Raw genomic sequence first — 24,930 nt, 5'->3', positions numbered from 1 at the left:
GGATGTAACAGGAACTCAACCTCTAGCACCAATAACAGCATGTTACGAAACAGCAACGTTTAATGATATAACTTGTGTTTGGGATGTAACAGGAACTCAACCTTTAGAACCAATAACAGCATGTTATGAAACAGCAGCATTTAATACAGTAACTTGTTTATGGGTTGTAACAGGTGCTCAACCTCTAGCACCAATAATAGCATGTTATGAAACGGCAACGTTTAACGATTTGACTTGTACTTGGGATGTAACAGGAACTCAACCTTTAGAACCAACAACAGCATGTTATGAAATAGCAATGTTTAATACAGTAACCTGTGTTTGGGATGTAACAGGAACTCAACCATTAGCACCAACAACAGCATGTTACGAAACAGCAACGTTTAACAATATAACTTGTGTTTGGAGTGTAACTGGTACACAACCTCTAGCACCAATAACATCATGTTTTGAAACAGCAACGTTTAATGATACGACTTGTGTTTGGGATGTAACAGGAACTCAACCTTTAGAACCAATAACAGCATGTTATGAAACAGCAGCATTTAATACAGTAACTTGTTTATGGGATGTAACAGGAACTCAACCTCTAGCACCAATAACAGCATGTTTTGAAACAACAACGTTTAATGATACGACTTGTGTTTGGGATGTAACAGGAACTCAACCTTTAGAACCAATAACAGCATGTTATGAAACAGCAGCATTTAATACAGTAACTTGTTTATGGGTTGTAACAGGTGCTCAACCTCTAGCACCAATAACAGCATGTTACGAAACAGTAACGTTTAATGATACAACTTGTGTTTGGGATGTAACAGGAACTCAACCTCTAGCACCAACAACAGCATGTTATGAAATAGCAATGTTTAATACAGTAACCTGTGTTTGGGATGTAACAGGAACTCAACCTTTAGCACCAACAACAGCATGTTATGAAACGGCAACGTTTAATACAGTAACTTGTTTATGGGTTGTAACAGGTACTCAACCATTAGCACCAATAACAGCATGTTACGAAACAGCAACGTTTAATGATACGACTTGTGTTTGGGATGTAACAGGAACTCAACCTTTAGAACCAATAACAGCATGTTATGAAACAGCAGCATTTAATACAGTAACTTGTTTATGGGTTGTAACAGGTACGCAACCTCTAGCACCAATAATAGCATGTTATGAAACGGCAACGTTTAATGATACAACTTGTGTTTGGGATGTAACAGGAACTCAACCTTTAGAACCAACAACAGCATGTTATGAAATAGCAATGTTTAATACAGTAACCTGTGTTTGGGATGTAACAGGTACGCAACCATTAGCACCAATAACAGCATGTTACGAAACGGCAACGTTTAACGATTTGACTTGTACTTGGGATGTAACAGGAACTCAACCTTTAGAACCAATAACAGCATGTTATGAAACAGCAGTATTTAATACAGTAACTTGTTTATGGGTTGTAACAGGTACGCAACCATTAGCACCAACAACAGCATGTTACGAAACAGCAACGTTTAACAATATAACTTGTGTTTGGAGTGTAACTGGTACACAGCCTCTAGCACCAATAACAGCATGTTTTGAAACAGCAACGTTTAATGATATAACTTGTGTTTGGGATGTAACAGGAACTCAACCTTTAGAACCAATAACAGCATGTTATGAAACAGCAGCATTTAATACAGTAACTTGTTTATGGGTTGTAACAGGTACGCAACCTCTAGCACCAATAATAGCATGTTATGAAACGGCAACGTTTAATGATACAACTTGTGTTTGGGATGTAACAGGAACTCAACCTTTAGAACCAACAACAGCATGTTATGAAATAGCAATGTTTAATACAGTAACCTGTGTTTGGGATGTAACAGGTACGCAACCATTAGCACCAATAACAGCATGTTACGAAACGGCAACGTTTAACGATTTGACTTGTACTTGGGATGTAACAGGAACTCAACCTTTAGAACCAACAACAGCATGTTATGAAATAGCAATGTTTAATACAGTAACCTGTGTTTGGGATGTAACAGGAACTCAACCATTAGCACCAACAACAGCATGTTACGAAACAGCAACGTTTAACAATATAACTTGTGTTTGGAGTGTAACTGGTACACAGCCTCTAGCACCAATAACAGCATGTTTTGAAACAGCAACGTTTAATGATATAACTTGTGTTTGGGATGTAACAGGAACTCAACCTTTAGAACCAATAACAGCATGTTATGAAACAGCAACGTTTAATACAGTAACTTGTTTATGGGTTGTAACAGGTACGCAACCTCTAGCACCAATAATAGCATGTTATGAAACGGCAGTATTTAATGCATTAACCTGTGTTTGGGATGTAACAGGATCACAACCAGTAGCACCAACAACACCATGTTATGAAACGGCAACGTTTAACAATATAACTTGTGTTTGGAGTGTAACTGGTACACAACCTCTAGCACCAATAACAGCATGTTACGAAACAGCAACGTTTAATGATATAACTTGTGTTTGGGATGTAACAGGAACTCAACCTTTAGAACCAACAACAGAGTGTTTTGAAACGGCAACGTTCAACACTGAAACTTGTATTTGGGATGTAACTATTTCGGTAATATCAGATTGTGATAATCCAATAGATGCTGTCGATGATACCGTAAGTAATGTTAATGGTATAAATGGATTAACAAATGTTATAAATGTATTTGATAATGATACACTTGATAATACTCTAGTTAACCCGAACGATGTCACCCTTACAATTGTTGCTGCTGATGTTACAGGTTATGTGACTTTGAATCCTGATGGATCTATTGATGTACTTGATGGAACCCCGGAAGGTGAATATACTTTAACCTATAGCATATGTGAAATTGCAAATGCAGGTAATTGTGATACTGCGGTTGTTACTGTAAATGTGATATGTAATTCAACTAAAATTTCAGGGATTATAATGAACGATGATACAAATACTCCATTGGCAAATGTTCCTGTAACTTTGATACCAAATAATGGTACTGAAGGGACAAATATTAATGATGGTGACTGGAGCAAATGGATATTATAATTTTACTGGATTTATTCCTGGAGATTATATTATTCAGGTTCAGGATGCTAATTTAAACACAGCGTATGATTTGTATAATGTATCGCCAAGTTTAAGTTTCTTATTTATTAATAATTGTAATTATGAAGTAAAGGATTTTTCATATAATAAAACAGACCTGCCCGTTCTTGGAAATTTGGTTTGGTATGATATTAATGCTAATGGGATACAAGATGAATGGTATGATGCCAACGATGACGGAGTTGTAACAGAAAACATTCCTGATTCAAACGGATATGTAGATTATAGTACTTATGAATGGATTGACTTCAATGGCGATGGTAGTTATGAAGGAGCTAATAATGAAGGAGAGTTAAACGCAGCAGGTTTTGGTAGTACAACTATAACTGTTCCTAATATTTATGTAACTGGACCAAATGGTTTCTCAAAAGAGATAATAATAGGGATTCAAGGTTATTGGCGTACTAGAGCTCCATTAAATGCATGGGGTGAATATGAGGCAATGTTTGATTTTGAACCGGGTATAGAAGCAGCAGCAGTTTTAATGAGAGAAAGTGGATTGGTTAAAGTATTGCCATCAGCTGGGGTTCTTAAATCAAGTAATTCAAGTAAATTGGAATCAATTGAGGTTTGCGGTTTAACAACAGATGGTGTTAAATTAGCAGAGTTATCAGCAATAGAACCAGTTGATAATACATTAGATTTTGGTATTCAATGTAAATTGCTTGTAGAACCACCAACAGCCTGTTATGAAACAGCAACTTTTAATGATTTGACTGGTGTTTGGGAAGTAACGGGAACCCAACCAGTAGAACCACCAACCGCATGTTATGAAACAACTACGTTTAACGACATAACTTGCGTTTGGGATGTAACCGGAACACAACCTTTACCACCAATAACCTTATGTTTTGAAACGGCAACTTTTAACAATACAACTTGTTTATGGGAAGTAACTGGAACACAACCAACAGCACCAGCAACGGCATGTTATGAAACGGCAACGTTTAACAATACAACTTGTGTATGGGTTGTAACCGGAACACAACCAGTAGCACCAATAATCTCATGTTTTGAAACAGCAACGTTTAATGACACGACATGTGTTTGGGATGTAACAGGAACGCAACCATTAGCGCCAGTGACCGCCTGTTATGAAACCGCAGCATTTAACACAGTAACTTGTGTATGGGTTGTAACCGGAACACTAACCAGTAGCACCAATAATCTCATGTTTTGAAACAGCAACGTTTAATGAACACGACATGTGTTTGGGATGTAACAGGAACGCAACCATTAGCACCAGTGACCGCCTGTTATGAAACCGCAGCATTTAACACAGTAACTTGTGTATGGGTTGTAACAGGAACGCAACCATTAGAACCAATAATAGCATGTTTTGAAACAGCAACGTTTAATGATACGACTTGTGTTTGGGATATAAGCGGAACACAACCAGTAGCACCAGTAACGGCATGTTATGAAACGGCAGCATTTAATACATTAACTTGTGTTTGGGATGTAACAGGTACACAACCTTTAGCACCAATAACATCATGTTTTGAAACAGCAACGTTTAATGACTTGACTTGTGTTTGGGATGTAACGGGAACTCAACCTTTAGAACCAACAACATTATGTTATGAAATAGCAATGTTTAATACATTAACCTGTGTTTGGGATGTAACAGGTACACAGCCTTTAGCACCAACAACCGCATGTTTTGAAACAGCAACGTTTAATGACTTGACTTGTGTTTGGGATGTAACGGGAACTCAACCTTTAGAACCAACAACATTATGTTATGAAATAGCAATGTTTAATACATTAACCTGTGTTTGGGATGTAACAGGTACACAGCCTTTAGCACCAACAACCGCATGTTACGAAACAGCAACGTTTAATGATACGACTTGCGTTTGGGATGTAACAGGTACGCAACCATTAGAACCAACAACAGCATGTTATGAAACGGCAACGTTTAATACAGTAACTTGTTTATGGGATGTAACAGGTACGCAACCATTAGCACCAATAACAGCATGTTACGAAACAGCAACGTTTAATGATACAACTTGTGTTTGGATACGTGGCGTAACTCAACCATTAGCACCAACAACAGCATGTTACGAAACAGCAACGTTTAACGATTTGACTTGTACTTGGGATGTAACAGGAACACAACCAGTAGCACCAATAACCGCATGTTACGAAACAGCAACGTTTAACGATTTGACTTGTACTTGGGATGTAACTGGATTACAACCAGCAGCACCAGCAACCGCATGTTATGAAACGGCAACGTTTAACGATTTGACTTGTACTTGGGATGTAACTGGATTACAACCAGCAGCACCAGCAACCGCATGTTATGAAACGGCAACGTTTAACGGTTGACTTGTACTTGGGATGTAACTGGATTACAACCAGCAGCACCAACAACCGCATGTTACGAAACGGCAACGTTTAACGATTTGACTTGTACTTGGGATGTAATAGGATTACAACCAGTAGCACCAATAACAGCGTGTTATGAAACAGCAACGTTTAATGATGTAACCTGTGTTTGGGATGTAATCGGTACACAACCATTAGCACCAGCAATCGCATGTTATGAAACAGCAATGTTTAATGATGTAACCTGTGTTTGGGATGTGATAGGAACACAACCAGTAGCACCAATAACCGCATGTTACGAAACAGCAATGTTTAATGCAGTAACTTGTGTTTGGGAAGTAACAGGAACACAACCAGTAGCACCAATAACAGCTTGTTATGAAACGGCAACGTTTAACGATTTGACTTGTACTTGGGATGTAACTGGATTACAACCATTAGCACCAACAATCGCATGTTATGAAACGGCAACGTTTAACGATTTGACTTGTACTTGGGATGTAACTGGATTACAACCATTAGCACCAACAACCGCATGTTACGAAACGGCAACGTTTAATGATTTGACTTGTACTTGGGATGTAACTGGATTACAACCAGTAGCACCAACAACCGCATGTTACGAAACAGCAACGTTTAATGATTTGACTTGTACTTGGGATTTAATAGGAACACAACCATTAGCACCAACAACCGCATGTTACGAAACGGCAACATTTAATGATTTGACTTGTACTTGGGATGTAACTGGATTACAACCAGTAGCACCAATAACCGCATGTTACGAAACAGCAACGTTTAACGATTTGACTTGTACTTGGGATGTAACTGGATTACAACCAGTATCACCAACAACCGCATGTTATGAAACGGCAACGTTTAACGATTTGACTTGTACTTGGGATGTAACTGGATTACAACCAGTAGCACCAACAACCGCATGTTATGAAACGGCAACATTTAATGATTTGACTTGTACTTGGGATGTAACCGGAACACAACCAGTAGCACCAATAACCGCATGTTACGAAACAGCAACGTTTAACGATTTGACTTGTACTTGGGATGTAACTGGATTACAACCAGTAGCACCAACAACCGCATGTTACGAAACAGCAACGTTTAATGATTCGACTTGTACTTGGGATGTAACTGGATTTCAACCAGTAGCACCTGCAACTGCATGTTACGAAACAGCAACGTTTAATAATACAACTTGTGTTTGGGATGTCACTGGAACACCACCAGCTTCAATTGTAACAAATGAAAATATTTGTTTAGGAGGAACTTATATCTGGGCAGCAAATGGACAGACCTATACTACAGCACAAACAGAATTAACTATTCCAGGAGTAAATTGTGAAGGTGATCAAGTATTGAATTTGACAGTATCTAATAATCCAACACAGCCTGTAATTGCATGTTATGAAACAGCAACATTTGATACAGCAACTTGTACATGGAATGTAACAGGAACACAACCAGTAGCCCCAACAACCGCATGTTACGAAACAGCGACATTTAATGATACTACTTGTGCTTGGGAGGTTACAGGAACGCAGCCAGTAGCGCCAACAACCGCATGTTACGAAACGACAACGTTTAATGATTTGACTTGTGTTTGGGATGTAATCGGTACACAACCATTAGCACCAACAACGGCATGTTATGAAACAGCAACGTTTAATGATACAACTTGTGCCTGGGATGTTAGTGGAACACAACCAATAACACCAACAACAGCATGTTATGAAATAGCAACGTTTAACGATATAACTTGTGTTTGGGATGTCACCGGAACTCAGCCAGTGGAACCAGTAACAGCATGTTGGGAAACGACAATATTCGATGATACAACATGTGCTTGGGATATCACTGGAACACCGCCAGCTCCAATTGTAACAAATGAAAATATTTGTTTAGGAGGAACTTATATCTGGGCAGCAAATGGAGAGACCTATACTACAGCACAAACAGGATTAACTATTCCGGGAGTGAATTGTGAAGGTGATCAAGTATTGAATTTGACAGTATCTAATAATCCAGCACAGCCAGTAATTGCATGTTATGAGACAGTAACATTTGATACAGCAACTTGTTCATGGAGTGTAACAGGTACTCAACCAGTAACACCAACAATAGCGTGTTTTGAAACGGCAACGTTTAATGATGCAACTTGTATATGGGATATCACTGGAACACAACCAGCAGCCCCAACAACCGCATGTTATGAAACGGCAACGTTTAATGATACAACTTGTATTTGGGATGTTACCGGAACACAACCAGTAGCACCAATAACAGCATGTTACGAAACAGCAACGTTTAATGATACAATTTGTATTTGGGATGTTACCGGAACACAACCAGTAGCACCAATAACAGCATGTTACGAAACAGCAACGTTTAATGATACATCTTGTATTTGGGATGTCACTGGAACACAGCCATTAGCACCAGCAACAGCATGTTATGAAACAGCAACGTTTAATGATACCACCTGTGTTTGGGATGTCACCGGAACACAACCAGTAGAACCTGTAACAGCATGTTGGGAAACGACAACGTTTAACGATGCAACCTGTGTTTGGGATGTTGCAGGTACACAACCATTAGAACCAATAGTAGAATGCTTACAAACAGCAACGTTTAATACAACAACTTGTGTTTGGGATGTAACAGGAGAAGCATGTATTGCTATAACAATAGGTTCAGTAACAGTTGATGAAGGTGATGGAACAGTAACTGTCCCAGTAACAATCGATGCACCAAGTACTGTGCCTACTGTAGTTGATATTGTAACAACAACCGGTACAGCAGGATCATTAGATTATACAGAAACAACTATAACGGTAATTATTCCAGCAGGAAGCACAAGTGTAGATGTTGTAATACCAATTACAGATGATACTATTATTGAAACTTCAGAAGACTTTACAGTTGATGGAACAGTTACAAGTGGTAACACGAGTAACACTAATCCAAGTGGGACAGTAACAATCTTAGATGACGATATTGAAGATGAACCAACATTCTTTGGAGATTTAGCTGGAGTTGTATTCGAAGATACTAATGACAATGGAATTCAAGATCCAGGAGAAGATGGAATTGAAGGAGTATCTGTTATCATTACAGATATAGATGGAACATTTAATTTAGTAATAACAGAAGTGGATGGAAGTTGGATAGCATTAGATATTCCTGAAGGAGAAGCTACCATAGATGTTGATGAGACAACCTTGCCAACAGATATATCAGATACTTTAACCACAATAGGGTCAGATCCAGAAACGGTAATAGTAGTAGTAGGAACAACATCTACAACCGATGATGGGTATTCACCACAAATTGCACCACCACCACCAATAGGTCCATGTGATCCAGTAGATTTATCTAACTCAAATTGGACAGATGCTGATTGTGATGGCGACGGAGTAACAAACGGAGATGAAGTAGATCCTGATGGAAATGGAACAGATGATGGAAATGGAACTGATTTCCAAGATCCATGTAGTCTTGAAATTGATGACGTAACATTACCGCAATCAGATGAATGGAATGCTTTAGATTGTGATTTCGATAACGTACCTAATGGAGTAGAGATTACTTATGGTGATACAGATGGTGATGGACTTCCTAACTTTAATGATACAGATGATGATAACGATGGTGTAGATACCATTAATGAAGATTATGCAGATGTAGATGTGAGTGATGGATTTGTAGACCCGACTGGAAATGATGACCCAACTGATGATGATACAGATGGAGATGGAATACCAGATTATTTAGATGATAATGATGATGGTGATGCGATTCTAACCATTGATGAAAATCCAGATCCAAATGGTGATGGAATCGGTTTTGGTGATGATGCATTTGATAGTGATGGAGATGGTTTACCAGACTATTTAGAGTTTGATGGTTCAACTGTGCCAGGTGATGATATTGAAATATTTAATGCAGTCACACCAAATGGAGACGGAGATAATGATATATTTGTCATTAATAATATTGAACTTTACCCAAATAATACTGTTAAAATATTTAACCGTTGGGGAGTAGTCGTATATGAAATGAAAGGATATGGTCAAAATGGGAAGTACTTTGCAGGAGAATCTAACGGTAGAGTAACTATAGAAGTAGAAAAGCAATTACCATCAGGAACTTATTATTATATACTTAATTACAATAATGGTAAAGAAGATAAGAGTAAAGCAGGTTATTTATACATTCAAAGATAATTAAGTAAATAGGAGGTAGATGCTTGGTCTACCTCCATATTAAATCAAAATATTCCATTTATAATGAAAAATAAAATATTATTATTAATGACTATCATCAGTTTTTCCTTCTGCGTAGATAGTCACGCACAGCAGGAAGCACAGTATTCTCAGTATATGTATAATACATTGAGTTTTAATCCAGCTTATGCAGGGCAAAGAGATGTTTTTAGCGTTGTAGCACTTCACCGTTCTCAATGGGTTGGTTTAGAAGGAGCGCCAACAACACAAACCTTATCATTTCATTCTCCTGTTGGAGAATCTAATAAAGTGGGATTAGGGCTTTCAATAATAAATGATGCTCTAGGACCAACTCGCGAAACAAATTTTGATGCTGTGTTTTCTTATACTATACAGGTTTCAGATGAGGGTCGTTTATCTTTTGGTATTAAAGCAGGAGGGCATCTATTAGATGTCGCTTTTTCAGAGTTAAGTGCATACAATTCAGGAGACCAGTTGTTGCAAGCAGATATCAAAAATAAATTTTCACCAAATGTTGGATTAGGGTTATTCTATCGTAATTCAGATAGATGGTATCTTGGCTTATCAGTGCCAAACTTATTGGAAACACAGCATTTTGATAATAATTCATTGTCAGCAGCAAAAGAGCAAATCCACTATAACCTAATGGGAGGATATGTGTTTAATTTAACTTCTGAAATAAAATTTAAGCCAGCAACTTTAATAAAAGCAGTTTCCGGATCGCCATTACAAGTAGATGTTTCTGCAAATTTTTTATTCTTTGAAAAATTAACACTTGGAGGTGCTTATCGTTGGGATGCCGCTTTTAGTCTATTAACCGGCTTTCAAGTTTCTGATGAGCTAATGATTGGGTTTGCTTATGATAAGGAAACTACAGATTTAGGTAATGCACAATTTAATAATGGTTCTTACGAGCTATTTTTAAGATATGAAATACTTAATAAAACTAAAAACAGAATAATATCTCCTAGATTCTTCTAAAAAAAAATTAATTATGAAAATATATAGACTCATATTTATAACTTTATTAAGTTTTTCTTTTATAGGCACTTATGCTCAAGATAAAGAGGATAAGAAAGCAAAGGTTGAAAATTCTGCTTTAAGAAAAGCGAATATAGAGTACGAGAAATTTTCTTATATAAAATCTACCGAGCTTTTATTGGAGTTAGCCAATAGTGGTTACAAATCAGAAGAAGTATACCAAAAACTCGGGAATTCATATTATTTTAATAATAAAATGAAAGATGCAGCAAAATGGTATGGAGAGCTCATGACCATGAATGATAATCAAGAAGATACTGAATACTATTTTAGATACGCTCAAGCTCTAAAAGTTAATGAAAACTATGAAGAATCAGATGAATGGATGAATAAATTCTATTCAAGTAATGAAAGTGATCTAAGAGCTCTTGCTTATAACTCAAACAAGGATTATATAAAAAAAATTGAAGAAAAAAAGAACGATATAGAAATCTATAACCTTGATTTAAATTCACCTAATTCAGATTTTGGTTCAGCTCAATATCAAAAGCAACTTGTTTTTGCATCATCAAGAAGAGTAATAGATAGTTCTGCAGGTAAAAAAGGTAAGGATAAAAATTTTATGTGGAATGATCAGCCATTCCTAGATTTATATTCATCAAAAAAGAAAAATGATAGTTCTTATTCAAAAGCAAAAGCATTTAATGCAGATATAAATTCTAAATATCATGAGTCTTCAGCTTCATTTACGCCAAATGAAAAAATTATGTTTTTCACAAGAAACAACTATTTTAATGACAAATATAAAGATGATAATAAAGGAACAAATAGGTTAAAATTATTTAGAGCCTTGTTACAAGATACTGGGGAATGGGGAGAAATAGAATCTGTTCATTTTAATAGTGATGAGTATAGTGTAGGGCATCCTTCTGTAAATGTAGATGGTACAAAAATTTATTTTGCCTCAGACATGCCAGGAACAAATGGACAATCAGATTTATATGTTGCAGATTTAAATAGAGACGGTACAATTGGAGAACCCACTAATCTAGATATAACAATTAACACAGAAGGCCAAGAAACGTTTCCTTTTATAAATGAAAAAGGAGATTTATATTTCTCTTCCAATGGTTTTCCAGGACTAGGAGGTCTTGATATTTATGTGATTAGAGATTTTGAAAATAGATATGACAATAACGAAACGTTAGTGCCAGAAAATCTAGGAGAACCTTTTAATAGTTCTTATGATGATTTTGCTTATTTAGAAAATTTTGTAACTAATGAGGGTTTCTTATCATCAAACAGACCAGGCGGAAAAGGAGATGACGATATCTATTCTTTTAGAACATATCACCCATCAGACTGTAAACAAGTAGTAAAGGGTGTCGTGAAAAACAAAATCACAAAAGCTTTAATACCATATGCTACTGTAACTTTATTTGATTCTACAGGAGAAAATATATTACAACAAATTACTGTAGCTGAAGATGCTGATTTTAATTTTAAACTAGATTGTAATACACAATACCTAGTGCGTGGAGAAAAGGTAAGATACTCATCAGACGAAAAAAGAGTTACAACACCTAAAACAGACTTAAGCCTAAATTTAGAATTAGGTTTGGAGTTAAATCTAGATTTAGAATTAGATCCATTAGATCCACCAACAGAAGGACCTCATATTCCAGGAACATTTTTAAATCCAATTTTAGGAATCAATATTATTTATTTTGATTTTGATAAAGATTTTATACGTAGTCCAGATGCAACAAGAGAATTACAAAAAGTAATATTTTATATGAAAACGTATCCAACGGTTCATGTAGATGTGCAGTCTCATACAGACTCTAGAGCCACTGATGCGTATAATGATGATTTATCTACAAGAAGAAACATATCTACTATAGATTATATCGTAAATGCAGGAATAAGTCGCGATCGATTAACAGGACGTGGTTATGGAGAAAGTCAATTAGTAAACGAATGTGCAGATGGAGTAGAATGTTCGGAAGATAAACACGATTTAAACAGACGTAGTAATTTTAAAATTACAAAACAGTAATATAACTTCTTTTAATTACTTCAGTTTTAAAACAAAAAAGAGCTCAATTTTCAGAAACCTGGAATTGAGCTTTTTTTTGTTTCTAAGTTCAAGTTATAAATGCAACACGAATATTGAGCCTAAAATAGATGGGGCTAGCCCCATCTATTTTAGGCTCAATATTTATATTCGTTTTGAATGAAACATTATAAACAATTAGCCTTGTCACAAAGGTATCAAATCTCTGTATTATTAGAGACAGGAATAACTATTACTCAAATTGCGCAGATCATCGGTTTTCATAAAAGCACGGTATCGAGAGAATTAAAGAGGAACACACCAAGTAGAGGTACAACAGCTGGTAATTATATAGCAAAGAACGCTCAACAAAAAACTGAGCAAAGACATTGCAATAAGCCCAAGTCTATTCTATTGACAGAAGCCCTCAAAAAGCGAATTGCTGGCTTGATGGAGTATGAAAAATGGAGCCCTGAACTCATAGCAAAGCGGCTTAGTAAGGAATCAGAAGTTTGTGTGAGCCACGAAACTATTTATAAATGGATATGGACTGCAAAGCATAGCAATCATAGAAAACATAGCTCTTTTAAAAAATTACATAAGCATCTACGCCACACAGGTAGGAGGTAAAAGAGAAATAATATCAAAGATAAACGTGTTGCAATTACTGGTCGTGTGGGTATTGACAAGCGACCCAAGGTAGTAGAAAACGTTTACGCATTGGCGACATAGAAGTTGACCTTATGATGGGCAGTAACCATAAATCAGCATTACTAGTGATGACAGATAGAGCAACATTGGTTACTATGATAGAAAAACTCAGCAGTAAAAATGCAGATGAAGTTTATAGAAAGATGAATGAAAGACTTACAGGTTTTAGCGCATCTTGGATAAAAACAATAACATTTGACAATGGAAAAGAGTTTGCCTATCATCATAAAATAGCAAAAGATGTGAATGCAAAAACATATTTTACAAGACCTTATACCTCTCAAGACAAAGGAACAGTGGAAAATAGAATAGGTGTGATAAGAAGGTTTTTTCCTAAGAAAACAGACCTTAGAGAAGTATCTGTCAAGAGAATAAAAGAAGTAGAAAAATTACTAAATTACAGACCCATTAGAAAGTTTAATTATAATAACCCAATTGAAGTCCTAAAAAATAAGTGTGTTGCACTTATGGGTTGAACTCAGCGTTTTTATAAAAACTCAATATTTAATAAACTAAACATATCACTATAATTATTTTATTAAATAAATATGAAGGCTTTGTATTTTGTATTAAAATAAACTTAAAAACTTATTAGTATAATGTCTATTTCGTAGATTTGTTTTCATTTAATAAAAAATGGCTGAAGAAAAAGTAATTTTAGTAAATAGTAAAGATGAGCAAATAGGCTTAATGCCAAAAATGGAAGCCCATGAAAAAGGTGTATTGCATCGTGCTTTCTCTGTTTTTGTTTTTAATGATAAAAACGAATTAATGCTCCAACAACGTGCTTTAAGTAAATATCATTCTCCAGGTTTATGGACTAATACATGTTGCAGCCATCAGCGAGAAGGAGAAAGTAATTTACAAGCGGGTAAGAGGCGTTTGCAAGAAGAAATGGGTTTTGTAACACCTTTAGAAGAAAAAACATCTTTTATCTATAAAGCACCTTTCGATAATGGACTAACAGAACATGAATTAGATCATATTATGGTAGGTTATTATAATCGTGTTCCAAAAATTAATGCAGATGAAGTTGAGGCTTGGAAATGGAAACCACTAGAAGATGTAAAAAAAGATATACAAGAACAACCGGAATTATACACTGCTTGGTTTAAAATTATTTTCGACAAGTTTTATAATTTTATAAATATTAAGAATGAAAGTAACAGTTAGCAGGCGCGCACACTTTAATGCAGCACATAGGTTGTATCGAAAAGATTGGAGCGACCAAAAAAATAATGAAATATTTGGTAAATGTAACAATCCCAACTATCATGGTCACAATTACGAATTGATAGCCAGCGTTACAGGAGAAATTGATCAAGAAACTGGATTTGTTATCGATGTAAAAATCTTAAAAGATATTATTAAAACTGAAGTTGAAGAAGCTTTCGATCACAAAAATTTAAACTTAGACGTTCCAGAATTTAAGAATCTTAACCCAACTGCAGAAAATATAGCCGTAATCATTCATAAAAAAGTAAATGCAAAGTTAGATGCTCATCTAGATTTAGAAGTTACACTTTATGAAACACCTCGTAATTTTGTAAGTTATTCTGGAGAGTAAAAGATGAAAGAATTAAATTATCCTATAAAGTTTCAACCCATTTTAAAAGAGAAAATTTGGGGAGGCACAAAACTATGCTTAGAACTTAATAAAAAAATTGATTTGCCTAATGTAGGAGAAAGCTGGGAAATTAGTAATGTTGAAGGCGATACTTCAATAGTATCAAATGGAGCACTAGCAGGTAAGAGCCTGAAAAATATTTTAGAGTTTTATAAAGAAGACTTTCTAGGAAATAAAAACTACAACGCCTTTGGTAATAAATTCCCATTATTAATTAAGTTTATTGATGCTAAAGAAGATTTGTCTATTCAACTGCATCCTAACGACGAACTTGCTGCAAAAAGACATAATTCGTTTGGGAAAACCGAAATGTGGTACGTTATGCAAGCAGAGCCTGATGCGAACTTAATAGTTGGGTTCAATCAAAAAGTAACATCTCAAGAATATTTACAGCATTTAGAAAATAAGACTTTAACTAAAATTCTAAATTTTGACACTGTAAAAACAGGAGACAGTTATTTTATAGAAGTTGGTAGAGTGCATGCTATTGGAGCAGGAGTTATGCTAGCAGAAATACAACAAACAAGCGACATAACCTATCGCATTTACGATTGGGATAGAGTAGACAATCTAGGAAACGAGCGCGAATTACACAATGACTTAGCAATAGATGCTATAGACTTTAATATGAAAGATGATTTTAGGACTGCTTATTCTAAGTTACCTAATACATCTAATAAAATGGTAAGTTGTCCCTATTTTACAACAAATTATTTACCAATAGAAGCCCAAAGCATTAAGAAAACAAATAACTACGATTCTTTTATTATTTATATGTGTGTAGAAGGAGAGGCAAGTATTAAAACAGAGAATGCTTTAGAAACAATAATTAAAGGCGAAACTATTTTACTACCAGCAACTATTACTTCTTTTGAAATTAGTGCAGAAAAAGCAACGTTATTAGAAGTTTATGTTTAATTTTGCGTCAAATTAAAAAATACTATTATGGCAAATAAAAGAGACCTAAAAAAAGACATAAATTATGTTTTAGGAGACATTATTGAAGCAGTTTACGTTTGGGAATATACAAACTCAAGTAAAGACACAAAAAGCAGTGAAAAACTTATTGACGAAGCTATTTTGGTTTTCGATGATTTAATTGCTAAAGTAAATGCAAAAGATGTAGAAAATAAAAAAGCACATTTTAAGGCAATTAACTCAGAACTAGAGACTAAAGGTCTTGAGTTAATAGAGAGAATAAATAAGCTTTAAAAAATATTAAAAAATGTTTGCAAATACAAAATTGAAATTTATATTTGCACTCGTTTGGCCGATGTAGCTCAGCTGGCTAGAGCAGCTGATTTGTAATCAGCAGGTCGTGGGTTCGAGTCCCTCCATCGGCTCTTTTTAAACCTCATTCACATTTGTGATTGAGGTTTTTTTTATTTTCTCAATATTGAAACAAAAAAAACCACCTCTTAAGAATCTTAATCTTAAAAGGTGGTTTTTTAAATTATAATTAATTATAATTTACTCTTCCTTCTTTATTTTATCAATAAAACGTTGAAATTCTTTTCCGTAGTTAGAGGCTTTAATAGTACTAGTTAAAGTGTCGTTTACAAGATCTAATAATTTTATGTTCGCATTATAAAGTTCTGTTAATGCCAGATATGGTGCAACTTCACTATTTCTATTATTAATAGCAAAGTTTGCTGTGTAAAGGTACTTTCGTTTTTCAAGGCTTTTAAAACTTTTTTCAGTTTGACTTATCAAAGCGGTATCGTTAGCTTTGATGGCTTCAAAATTCTCTTTTATTAAATCTAAGTTTTTGTTTTTAAATTTTGAAGACATACGCATATAATCTTCTAGTATGTCTTGTTGTTTAGAGCCTTTAATTTTAGCATCGTAATTAAAACGTTTTAAAGAGGTGTTAATTTCTGTAACGCCTTTGTCTCCAAAAAAAGTAATTCTATTATTGTCATTATCATTTTTATCTAGATACAAATAGAAAATTTCAGGACTTTCAATAGCGCTTTCCAACTGGAAGTTAGAATCGCCCTTAATTTGCATAGAATCAACAATAACCAATGTTGAGTCGTTAGCTTTTTTTAAGTAAACCGTACCTTTTTTTAAACCTTTAATGTTTCCCTTTACAATAAGGGAATCTGACGTTTCATTTCCGCAAGAAAACAGAAAACATAAACTTAATAGGACTAATAATTTTTGCATGTGTGATTTTAGAATTTTAAGAGCGTAAATATGATGTAAAATTTATTTAAATGCTAACTAGCAGCGGCTAATTCCATTAAAATTGTACAGCCAATAGCGGCCACAGTTCCAACAGCATAACCAAACACAGCTAATAGCACGCCAACGGTTGCTAAAGATGGATGAAATGCCGAAGCCACAATAGGGGCAGAAGCCGCACCACCAACGTTTGCTTGACTTCCAACGGCTAAGAAGAAGTAAGGTGCTCTTATTAATTTAGCAACTACTATTAATAGTATAGCATGGATAGACATCCAAACAACTCCAACAGCTATTAAACCAACATTATCAAAAATGAGCGTTAAGTCCATTTTCATCCCTATGGAAGCTACAAGAATGTAAATAAATACGCTACCAAATTTGCTGGCTCCAGCACCTTCGTAATTTTTAGCTTTTGTAAATGAGAGCAATATTGCTATTATGGTAGATATGCTAATCATCCAGAAAAAAGTAGAGCCTAAGAATGTAAATATATTTCTTGTGGTAGGAGATGAAATATTAGAGACTAAGTTTTCGAAAAAAGGAGCAAGGAAATCGGCCGATAAATGAGCGAAACTAACCGTTCCAAATGCAATGGCAGCCATAATCATAATATCAGTTAAAGACGGGTTTCGTTTTATTTTATTCGAGAAAGTAGATACTTTTTCTTTTAATTTTTCAATTGAAGAATTATCTGCCTTTAGCCATTTATTTATTTTGTCAGATTTGCCAATACCTATTAAAAGTATTGCCATCCATACATTTGCAACAACAATATCTACAAAAACCATTGCTCCATATTTGGCTTGATTGTATTCGTAAATTTCTAACATTGCCGTTTGGTTTGCTCCACCACCAATCCAACTTCCTGCAAGAGTAGATAAACCTCTCCAAACGGAATCTGCATCTGCTCCTCCAACAGTTTCAGGCGATATAGAGCCAATAATTAGAATAGCAATTGGACCTCCAATTACAATACCCAAAGTTCCAGTGAAAAACATAATAAGCGCTTTCCAACCTAAATTAAATACAGCCTTTAAATCTATACTCAGCGTCATTAATACTAAAGCAGCCGGCAATAAAAAACGGCTTGCTACAAAATATAAACTTGTTTTATGATGTGTGAAATTTTTAACGCTATCCACAGTCTCCCATTCTGGAGCAATAAGCCCTAATGTTGTAAGAACAGCAGGAAACATATAGGCTATAAATAGACCAGGAACAATTTTATAGAATTTACTCCAAAACCCAGTGTCTTTAGATTCAGTAAAAAAAACGAGACCAAGAGCAAGCATTAATAAACCAAAAACAATGGTGTCCTTTGTAAATAAAGGTGCTTTTTTATAAGCGGTTGAGGCCTGTACAATATGTTTAACAGCTAGATTTTTATCATTTTTTAAAAAACTAACTGATTTAAATTCGATTACTTTCTCATTGATATAACTTCTTTCATTCCTTGTAATTAAACTCAGTAGTTTTTCTTTTTCTGAAAATGAAATATTTTCTTTACCAGAATACGTAATGGTGTATTCTCCATTTTTTTCTTTAAAGTTTAATAACGATTCATCTAATTTACCGCTCAGTTTAATGTCCTCTATTTTTACCAAAGTATCTTTAACACCAAACACAAGGTTAAAGGTTTTAAAAGACGTGTTTTCTAAACTTATAGGAATTTTATACGCTTTGGTACTATTAATATTAACACTATCTACGGTTAATATTTGAGCACTTATTAAGTTGATTAAAAAAAAGGCTGCTAAAAGAAGATTTAGCGATTTAAAGTTAGTTTTCATATAAGTCGTATTTCATTGCAAAATACCAAATTAAAACAGGATAAAAAAAAGTACGAAACAAACTTTGGCACGTTATTTGGAATATAAATTGTAATTACTGCAATGACTATTTTAGAGTGTGGTTACTTTAAATTAAGAGTGGTAATTACCATATTTTTGGTTGGTTAGTATGAAAAAGCGTCTTTTTAAGGCGCTTTTTCTATTTATAGCAAATGTGAAATGTTTCATAAAATAATATGCCATAAATACTACAAACAAACTTTGGCACGTTAATTGAAACAAAACTAGTAATTACTACAGTGACTATTTTAGAGTGTGGTTACTTTAAAATAAGAGTAGTAATTATCATATTTTTGGTTGGTTAGTATGAAAAAGCGTCTTTTTAAGGCGCTTTTTCTATTGGCCAAAATTGAAAATAAGAAAGACTCACAATTTTACGAGTCTTTAATTATATTTAAGACATAGTTTATTCCATAAAATCAATAATAGCTTCTATAAGCTCAGGAGATAATTTTCTAGAAGTTTCATTATAGGATTTAGAATTCTCTAAATTATCACCTTCTATTGGTACTAAAATATGATTCATTTTATCTATAATTTTTAAGGCTGCGTGAGGTGATGCTTCTTTAAGAAGTTTCGCTTCAGCTTCAGAAACTTGTAAATCTTTTGTGCCATTAATAATAAGTATTGGCATGTTTAATTTTTTAATTTCAACTTTAGGGTTATAAGACATCCAATTAGCAATAAACGGTTGTACTTCTAGATTGAAAACACTTGCCAAAGCAGGAGGGAATTTAGCAGTGGTTTTACCACCTTCTAAAACTTTAAAAACACGTTTAGTGTCTTCTAAATACATTGGTGCTGTTTTTTCTACTTGCTCAATAATAACCTTGTCTATAGATTGTCCTGCACCTGCTAGCGATATAAAACCGTAGGCATTATTTTTTGAAGCGAGCATACCAACCAAACTGCCTTGACTATGGCCAGCAATGTATATTTTGTTATACTTTTTAGAATCTTTAAAATAATTAACAACAGATTTCGCGTCTACTACAAAATCATCAAACATCATATTTTTATCTATATTTCTGTTTCTTATTTGTTTAACTATACGCTTATCGTAACGAAAGGTTGCTATAGCTTTAGCTGAAAGTGCTTGGGCTAATTTTTTAAGAGAATTTGATTTTAGAAAATTCTGATTACCATCGCGATCTGTTGGTCCAGAACCAGCAATAATAATGATCAGATTAGGTTTTTTAATAGTATTGGGCGTTAGTAATGTGCCATCAATCAGTTTGTTTATAGTAACTTCTTGAGCTGTATAATTTTTTTCTTGAGCAAAAGTTATGCTCCCAACAAACAATAAAATAATTAAAAACTTTAATTTCATGATATATCTATTTTAACTATAATTTACAAAATGAATACAATTTATAACTGCTTAACGCAAATTTACATTTAAATATTGAAGATGAAGTTGTTTTTATTTTATGCTAAAGAGTTATTTGATAGCCTGTTTTATGTGTTTAATCGAAAATATATAGACTTATACTTCTAAGTTGAAAAACTATTCTATATTTATCATGCACTAAGAAGTATTCTTTTTAGTAGTTTGGATTAATTAATATTTGCATCGCTTTTAATTGATATAGTAAACCTAAATCTAATCTAAATAAATTGTAAATACATAAAACCGAAGTTGAGGGACTTTGGTTTTTTTGTGGCCCAAATTTAACGTACAATAGTATTTTACAGCTAATTTGGTATAACCCTAAACGTTAGGTTAATTCTGGGTTTTACCTCTTTTTTTGTCTTTGCTATTTGATGTAACCAATAGTGTTGCGTTTTGCCTTGCATTAACAATAGGCTTCCATTTTCTAATAGCAATTTTTGTTTTAAATTCTTGTTATTTTTATGTTTTAAATTAAAATAGCGTGCTGCTCCAAACGTAACAGATGCTATAATTGGATTTTCACCTAACTCCTTTTCATTGTCTGCGTGCCAACCATTACTATCGTTTCCATCTCTATATAAATTCGCCAGGCAACTAGTAAAAATAGTGTTAGTTTTTGTTTCTATTTTAGATTTTATTTCTAATAATTCATCAGTAAACACTTCAGGATGCATTGTAATGTTAGAATAACTGTACGGGTTTTTGTTATTAGCAAAAAGGGCTGTTAATCTAGGCTGAGCATAGGTTTTTCCAAATACTTTAATATCATCTTGCTGCCAATTGGTTTCATTTAAAATAGCATTAAAAAATGCTTTGGCTTCAACTTCAGAAAAGAAATTAGGAAAATAACTAATATTCGAATCTGGTAGATTGAGTGGTATTTCTTCTGAAGGAAACATATACTATTAATTAATTTAAAGATAATAATAAGCCCAATACATTAATCCAAACTGCAGTGGAATACGAAATAATAGTATCCATTTTGGAATACCAGTGGATGCTTTTTCGCTAGTTAACATATAATAGTGTATTAATAAAAACACAACTAACATTGCTATTATAGCATAGATAGAAACGGTTTTAAGAACGGGAATGCATAAGCCAATTCCTAAAATTATTTCGGCAATACCGCTAAGAACTACAAGCCGTTTATGTTGTGGTAAATAAAGAGGCATTACCCGTAAATAGATTTCTGGTTTAATAAAATGCATTAAGCCAGCAAAAATATAGAGCGTTGCCATTAGACAAAGATGCCAAGGATATACCATAGATAAATAAATATTTCTCTAAATTAGCTTATAAATTCTGTACTATGAGATTTATTTTTAGCTTTTTAATAACATTATATTCAGTGCTAGCTTTTGCTCAATTGCCGGAAGGTTTTGTGTATGCTAAAACCGAAATACCTTCTATACTCGTTGATTTGCAATATTGCGGCGATACTAATTTTGTTGGTGAAACTATAGAGGGTTATAATGCAAATGTTGCTATAATGACTAAACAAACTGCAGTGGCCTTAAAAAAGGTGCAAACAGAATTGGAAAAACAACACTTATCTATTAAAATTTATGATGGATATAGACCACAACGAGCGGTAAACCATTTTGTACGTTGGGCAAAAGTGGTGAATGACACTTTGATGAAACAACAGTTTTATCCAAGAGTAGCTAAGAAGAACTTATTTATAGAAGGTTATATAGCTTCTAAGTCACGACATAGTAGTGGCAGTACTTTAGATGTTACTATTGTGAATTTAAGAACAGGAGCGGAACTTGATATGGGCTCACCTTACGATTTTTTTGGCCGTGAATCTTGGGTTGCTAATACCAATTTAACAAAAGAACAAGCAAAAAACAGACAAGCTTTACAAGCCGTTATGCTTAATAATGGCTTTAGAAATTACGCTCAAGAATGGTGGCATTTTACTTTAAGAGGGGAACCTTATCCTAATCACTATTTTGATTTTTTAGTAGAGTAGTTAAGTTTTTTGTTTGCTGGTTTCTGTAAGCTTAAACTAAATTTTCGTGTTTCCAAGTTTCAAAAACTCTATTGTCTTTTACTGCTATTTGTCCATTTTGTGAACTTTGAACCGCTAAAGAACCTTGACTTAAGAAAACATCACATCCACCTTCTGTGCTTTCAATTAAAGCACGTCTCATTGAGTAATTATAAGGATTAGCAGTTGCTAATAATATATTTGGATTAAAAGGAACTCTTAATTCCATTTCACTTTCAATATCTTTATAAATATCTTTAATTACAGTATTAAGAGCTTCGTCAGGGTTTTCAATGTTTAAGCCTAATGCTTCTTTTGCTTCTTTTCTATATATTGTATAATCATGACTACCAGAGTCTGAGCATAAAAAGTTTATCACTTTTGGTATGTTCTCTGCTTCAATTTCGTGATTTTTTAATAATTTTTCAGCAAGCATTTGTATTTGTGCTCTCGATTTGTATACATGCCCTAAAGAAAGTGGGTGTATTTTATCGCTTAACTTTAAATAAATAGTACTTAAATCTTCAGAGTTTGTAATATTGAAATCGTTTTTTGCCATTTCAAGATAGCCATTAATGTGTTCTACACTTACAGGAACTTTTATTTTTTTTCCATTAATAGTGGCTTCAGGATTCATATGTCCATTCGTGCTAGGGTCTATTGGACCTAGAGTTGCTTGTTTTGTCATTACAATTCTATTGGCAGCAAGACTTATTAATGTCGCTGCACTTTGGCATTTAAAAGGAACAATAACTTCAAAATCTTTACAATAACTTCTAATTAAATTGGCCAAACTCCATCCAGCCAATGTATTGCCACCATTAGAATATAGGAATAAAGTAATTTTATCTACATCTCCAATTTTATCCAAATGGTCTGCAAAAGGCGCAAGGATATCGCTTCCTATACTCGTTTCTGCTTTTGGTCTGTCGCTTGTGCAATACACAAGTACTTTTGAATTTCTTAGGCTCTCTAATTTTTTGTAATTATCTATTCTGTCTTTTAGCATAGTCTTGTCTTAATTGGTGTCCAACTTATAGAGTGACCAAATCTAATTCATACTAAAACAAGTTCAGTACAAGTGTTTCAAATTTGGAATTAAACGAAGTTAGTCTATTTTTTTAACAAAGAGAAGAGCCTTTACTGTCTCAAATTCCTAAAACGTTCCAAAAGCGTAGGGTGCGAATAATGCATAAATACATAAGCTGGATGCGGTGTTAAATTGCTTAAACTATTTTTAGATAATTTTTTAAGTGAGGTAATTAATGGTTCAGCTTTGTATGTGTTTTTTGCATAGTCATCGGCTTGGTATTCAAATTTACGTGAAAACCAATTCATAATTAAACCTGTAAGTGTAGATATTGGAGAGTATAAAATGCCAAATGCAATGAGCCCAATATGAAAACTAGGTTTTGCGACACCTAAGGCCTCGGATAAAACTGGATTAGAAATTAATAATGATAAAATATATAAGGTGAAACCCATTAGAAGTAACGATGCTCCCAGGTTAAAAATAATGTGTTTCTTTTTATAATGACCAACTTCGTGAGCTAAAACGGCTACTATTTCTTCTTCTTCTAAATCATTAATTAAAGTGTCGTAAAGCGTAACACGTTTTTCGCTGCCAAAACCAGAAAAATAGGCATTCGCTTTTGTACTTCGTTTAGAACCATCGATAACAAAAATCTTGTCTAAATTAAAACCAACATTTTGAGCGTAATTAGAAATAGCATCGCGTAAACTTCCTGATTCTAAAGGTGTTTGCTTGTTAAATAAAGGGACGATAAGTCGTGAGTAAAAAAGATTCATAAATAATGTAAACACTGCAATTAATGCCCAAGCATACATCCAAAAAGTGTTTCCTGTTGTTTGGTAAAACCAAGTTAATAAAGCTAATATTGCTCCACCAACAACAATACTCATCATCCAACCTTTTATTTTATCGAGTACAAAAAGTTTTTTCGTGGTTTTATTAAATCCGAATTTTTCTTCAATAACAAAAGTTTTATAATATTCGAATGGAGTTGATAGTATGTCGCTTCCTAACATGATGATACCAAAGAAAAAAAGCGTAATTAATATTTCATTTGAAGAAAATGTTCTTGCTAATTCGTCTATAAAAGCAAAGCCATCTAAAAAGAAGAACGCCAAGGTAGTAATCAAAGAAAAAGTAGCCGTTAGTATTGAAAACTTGTAATTGCATTTCTTATAATCTTGAGATTTTTTGTATTCTTCGGTATCGTAAACATCGTTTAATGCTTCAGGAATAGTATCGTTATAATGTTTAGCGTTTAATGCATCTAAAATTTGATCGATGCAAAAACTAATCAGTAAAATAGCAATAAGTATAGAGAATAGAGTAGTTGAGGTCATTTATAGAATTAGATGTGAGAGTTTAAA

At 33.9% G+C, this 24,930-nt stretch carries 17 protein-coding genes, 1 tRNA gene and 2 pseudogenes; 13 read left to right on the top strand and 7 right to left on the bottom strand.

Translation table 11 applies throughout. From position 1 onward, the window contains the following. From RH82_RS18565 to RH82_RS08295, 12 genes and pseudogenes are all read left to right on the top strand, one after another. Positions 1 to 3,064, top strand: a pseudogene (locus RH82_RS18565) (hypothetical protein); the annotation flags it as partial. After that, entirely contained in the window at positions 3,009 to 4,304 is a 1,296-nt protein-coding gene (locus RH82_RS08345) for a hypothetical protein (protein WP_156112439.1), read from the top strand. The pseudogene RH82_RS18565 and the gene RH82_RS08345, both read left to right, overlap by 56 nt. Positions 4,305 to 4,318: 14 nt before the next feature. Further along, positions 4,319 to 5,461, top strand: coding sequence for a hypothetical protein (locus tag RH82_RS08340; RefSeq protein ID WP_034059725.1), 1,143 nt, complete (start codon positions 4,319 to 4,321; stop codon positions 5,459 to 5,461). Further along, positions 5,458 to 9,705 (top strand): T9SS type B sorting domain-containing protein, encoded by a 4,248-nt coding sequence (locus RH82_RS17785; protein ID WP_052158265.1) that lies wholly within the window; start codon positions 5,458 to 5,460, stop codon positions 9,703 to 9,705. The genes RH82_RS08340 and RH82_RS17785 overlap by 4 nt, the downstream gene beginning before the upstream one ends. A gap of 63 nt (positions 9,706 to 9,768) precedes the next feature. Next, complete coding sequence (locus tag RH82_RS08330) at positions 9,769 to 10,707, top strand: PorP/SprF family type IX secretion system membrane protein (RefSeq protein ID WP_034059724.1); 939 nt, start codon at positions 9,769 to 9,771, stop codon at positions 10,705 to 10,707. Positions 10,708 to 10,720: 13 nt separating this feature from the next. After that, on the top strand, positions 10,721 to 12,766 hold the full coding sequence (locus RH82_RS08325) for an OmpA family protein (RefSeq protein ID WP_034059723.1): 2,046 nt from the start codon (positions 10,721 to 10,723) through the stop codon (positions 12,764 to 12,766). Positions 12,767 to 12,943: 177 nt separating this feature from the next. After that, positions 12,944 to 13,950: pseudogene (locus RH82_RS19330) on the top strand (IS30 family transposase). Between the two features lie 160 nt (positions 13,951 to 14,110). Next, positions 14,111 to 14,647: an isopentenyl-diphosphate Delta-isomerase gene (gene idi, locus RH82_RS08315; protein ID WP_034059721.1), complete on the top strand. Its 537-nt coding sequence runs from the start codon at positions 14,111 to 14,113 to the stop codon at positions 14,645 to 14,647. Continuing rightward, positions 14,631 to 15,041, top strand: coding sequence for a 6-pyruvoyl trahydropterin synthase family protein (locus tag RH82_RS08310; RefSeq protein ID WP_034059720.1), 411 nt, complete (start codon positions 14,631 to 14,633; stop codon positions 15,039 to 15,041). The genes idi and RH82_RS08310 overlap by 17 nt, the downstream gene beginning before the upstream one ends. Before the next feature lie 3 nt (positions 15,042 to 15,044). After that, positions 15,045 to 16,019 (top strand): type I phosphomannose isomerase catalytic subunit, encoded by a 975-nt coding sequence (locus RH82_RS08305; protein ID WP_034059719.1) that lies wholly within the window; start codon positions 15,045 to 15,047, stop codon positions 16,017 to 16,019. A gap of 27 nt (positions 16,020 to 16,046) precedes the next feature. Next, the gene (locus RH82_RS08300; RefSeq protein ID WP_034059717.1) at positions 16,047 to 16,313 is read left to right on the top strand and encodes a hypothetical protein; all 267 of its coding nucleotides are present in this window, start codon (positions 16,047 to 16,049) and stop codon (positions 16,311 to 16,313) included. 57 nt (positions 16,314 to 16,370) lie between these two features. After that, a tRNA-Thr gene (locus RH82_RS08295) sits at positions 16,371 to 16,444 on the top strand. A gap of 127 nt (positions 16,445 to 16,571) precedes the next feature. Here the strand turns inward: RH82_RS08295 and RH82_RS08290 are convergent. The 5 genes from RH82_RS08290 to RH82_RS08270 all read right to left on the bottom strand — a co-directional run bounded on the left by RH82_RS08290 (position 16,572) and on the right by RH82_RS08270 (position 21,802). Continuing rightward, positions 16,572 to 17,270: a DUF4369 domain-containing protein gene (locus RH82_RS08290; protein WP_034059715.1), complete on the bottom strand. Its 699-nt coding sequence runs from the start codon at positions 17,268 to 17,270 to the stop codon at positions 16,572 to 16,574. Between the two features lie 53 nt (positions 17,271 to 17,323). Continuing rightward, positions 17,324 to 18,583, bottom strand: coding sequence for a DUF819 family protein (locus RH82_RS08285; protein ID WP_052158269.1), 1,260 nt, complete (start codon positions 18,581 to 18,583; stop codon positions 17,324 to 17,326). Between the two features lie 964 nt (positions 18,584 to 19,547). After that, on the bottom strand, positions 19,548 to 20,471 hold the full coding sequence (locus RH82_RS08280) for an alpha/beta hydrolase family protein (RefSeq protein WP_034059713.1): 924 nt from the start codon (positions 20,469 to 20,471) through the stop codon (positions 19,548 to 19,550). 365 nt (positions 20,472 to 20,836) lie between these two features. Further along, the gene (locus RH82_RS08275) at positions 20,837 to 21,433 is read right to left on the bottom strand and encodes an alpha-ketoglutarate-dependent dioxygenase AlkB family protein (RefSeq protein WP_034059712.1); all 597 of its coding nucleotides are present in this window, start codon (positions 21,431 to 21,433) and stop codon (positions 20,837 to 20,839) included. Positions 21,434 to 21,448: 15 nt separating this feature from the next. Beyond that, the gene (locus RH82_RS08270; protein ID WP_034059710.1) at positions 21,449 to 21,802 is read right to left on the bottom strand and encodes a DoxX family protein; all 354 of its coding nucleotides are present in this window, start codon (positions 21,800 to 21,802) and stop codon (positions 21,449 to 21,451) included. A gap of 44 nt (positions 21,803 to 21,846) precedes the next feature. Between RH82_RS08270 and RH82_RS08265 the strand changes: the two genes are divergently transcribed. After that, positions 21,847 to 22,512, top strand: coding sequence for a M15 family metallopeptidase (locus RH82_RS08265; protein WP_034059709.1), 666 nt, complete (start codon positions 21,847 to 21,849; stop codon positions 22,510 to 22,512). Between the two features lie 31 nt (positions 22,513 to 22,543). On the opposite strand, the gene RH82_RS08260 is transcribed toward RH82_RS08265, so the two are convergent. Together RH82_RS08260 and RH82_RS08255 are read right to left on the bottom strand one after the other, a co-directional pair. Then, positions 22,544 to 23,539, bottom strand: a complete 996-nt coding sequence (locus RH82_RS08260; protein ID WP_034059707.1) for an SDH family Clp fold serine proteinase — start codon at positions 23,537 to 23,539, stop codon at positions 22,544 to 22,546. Positions 23,540 to 23,670: 131 nt separating this feature from the next. After that, positions 23,671 to 24,903, bottom strand: coding sequence for a M48 family metallopeptidase (locus tag RH82_RS08255; protein ID WP_034059706.1), 1,233 nt, complete (start codon positions 24,901 to 24,903; stop codon positions 23,671 to 23,673). Positions 24,904 to 24,930: the final 27 nt, after the last annotated feature.

The sequence above is a fragment of the Lacinutrix jangbogonensis genome (assembly GCF_000797445.1).
GTDB classification, from domain to species: Bacteria; Bacteroidota; Bacteroidia; order Flavobacteriales; family Flavobacteriaceae; genus Lacinutrix; species Lacinutrix jangbogonensis.
The sequence above is the reverse complement of the archived record's forward strand: the minus strand, read 5'-3'. Positions and strand labels throughout refer to the sequence as shown.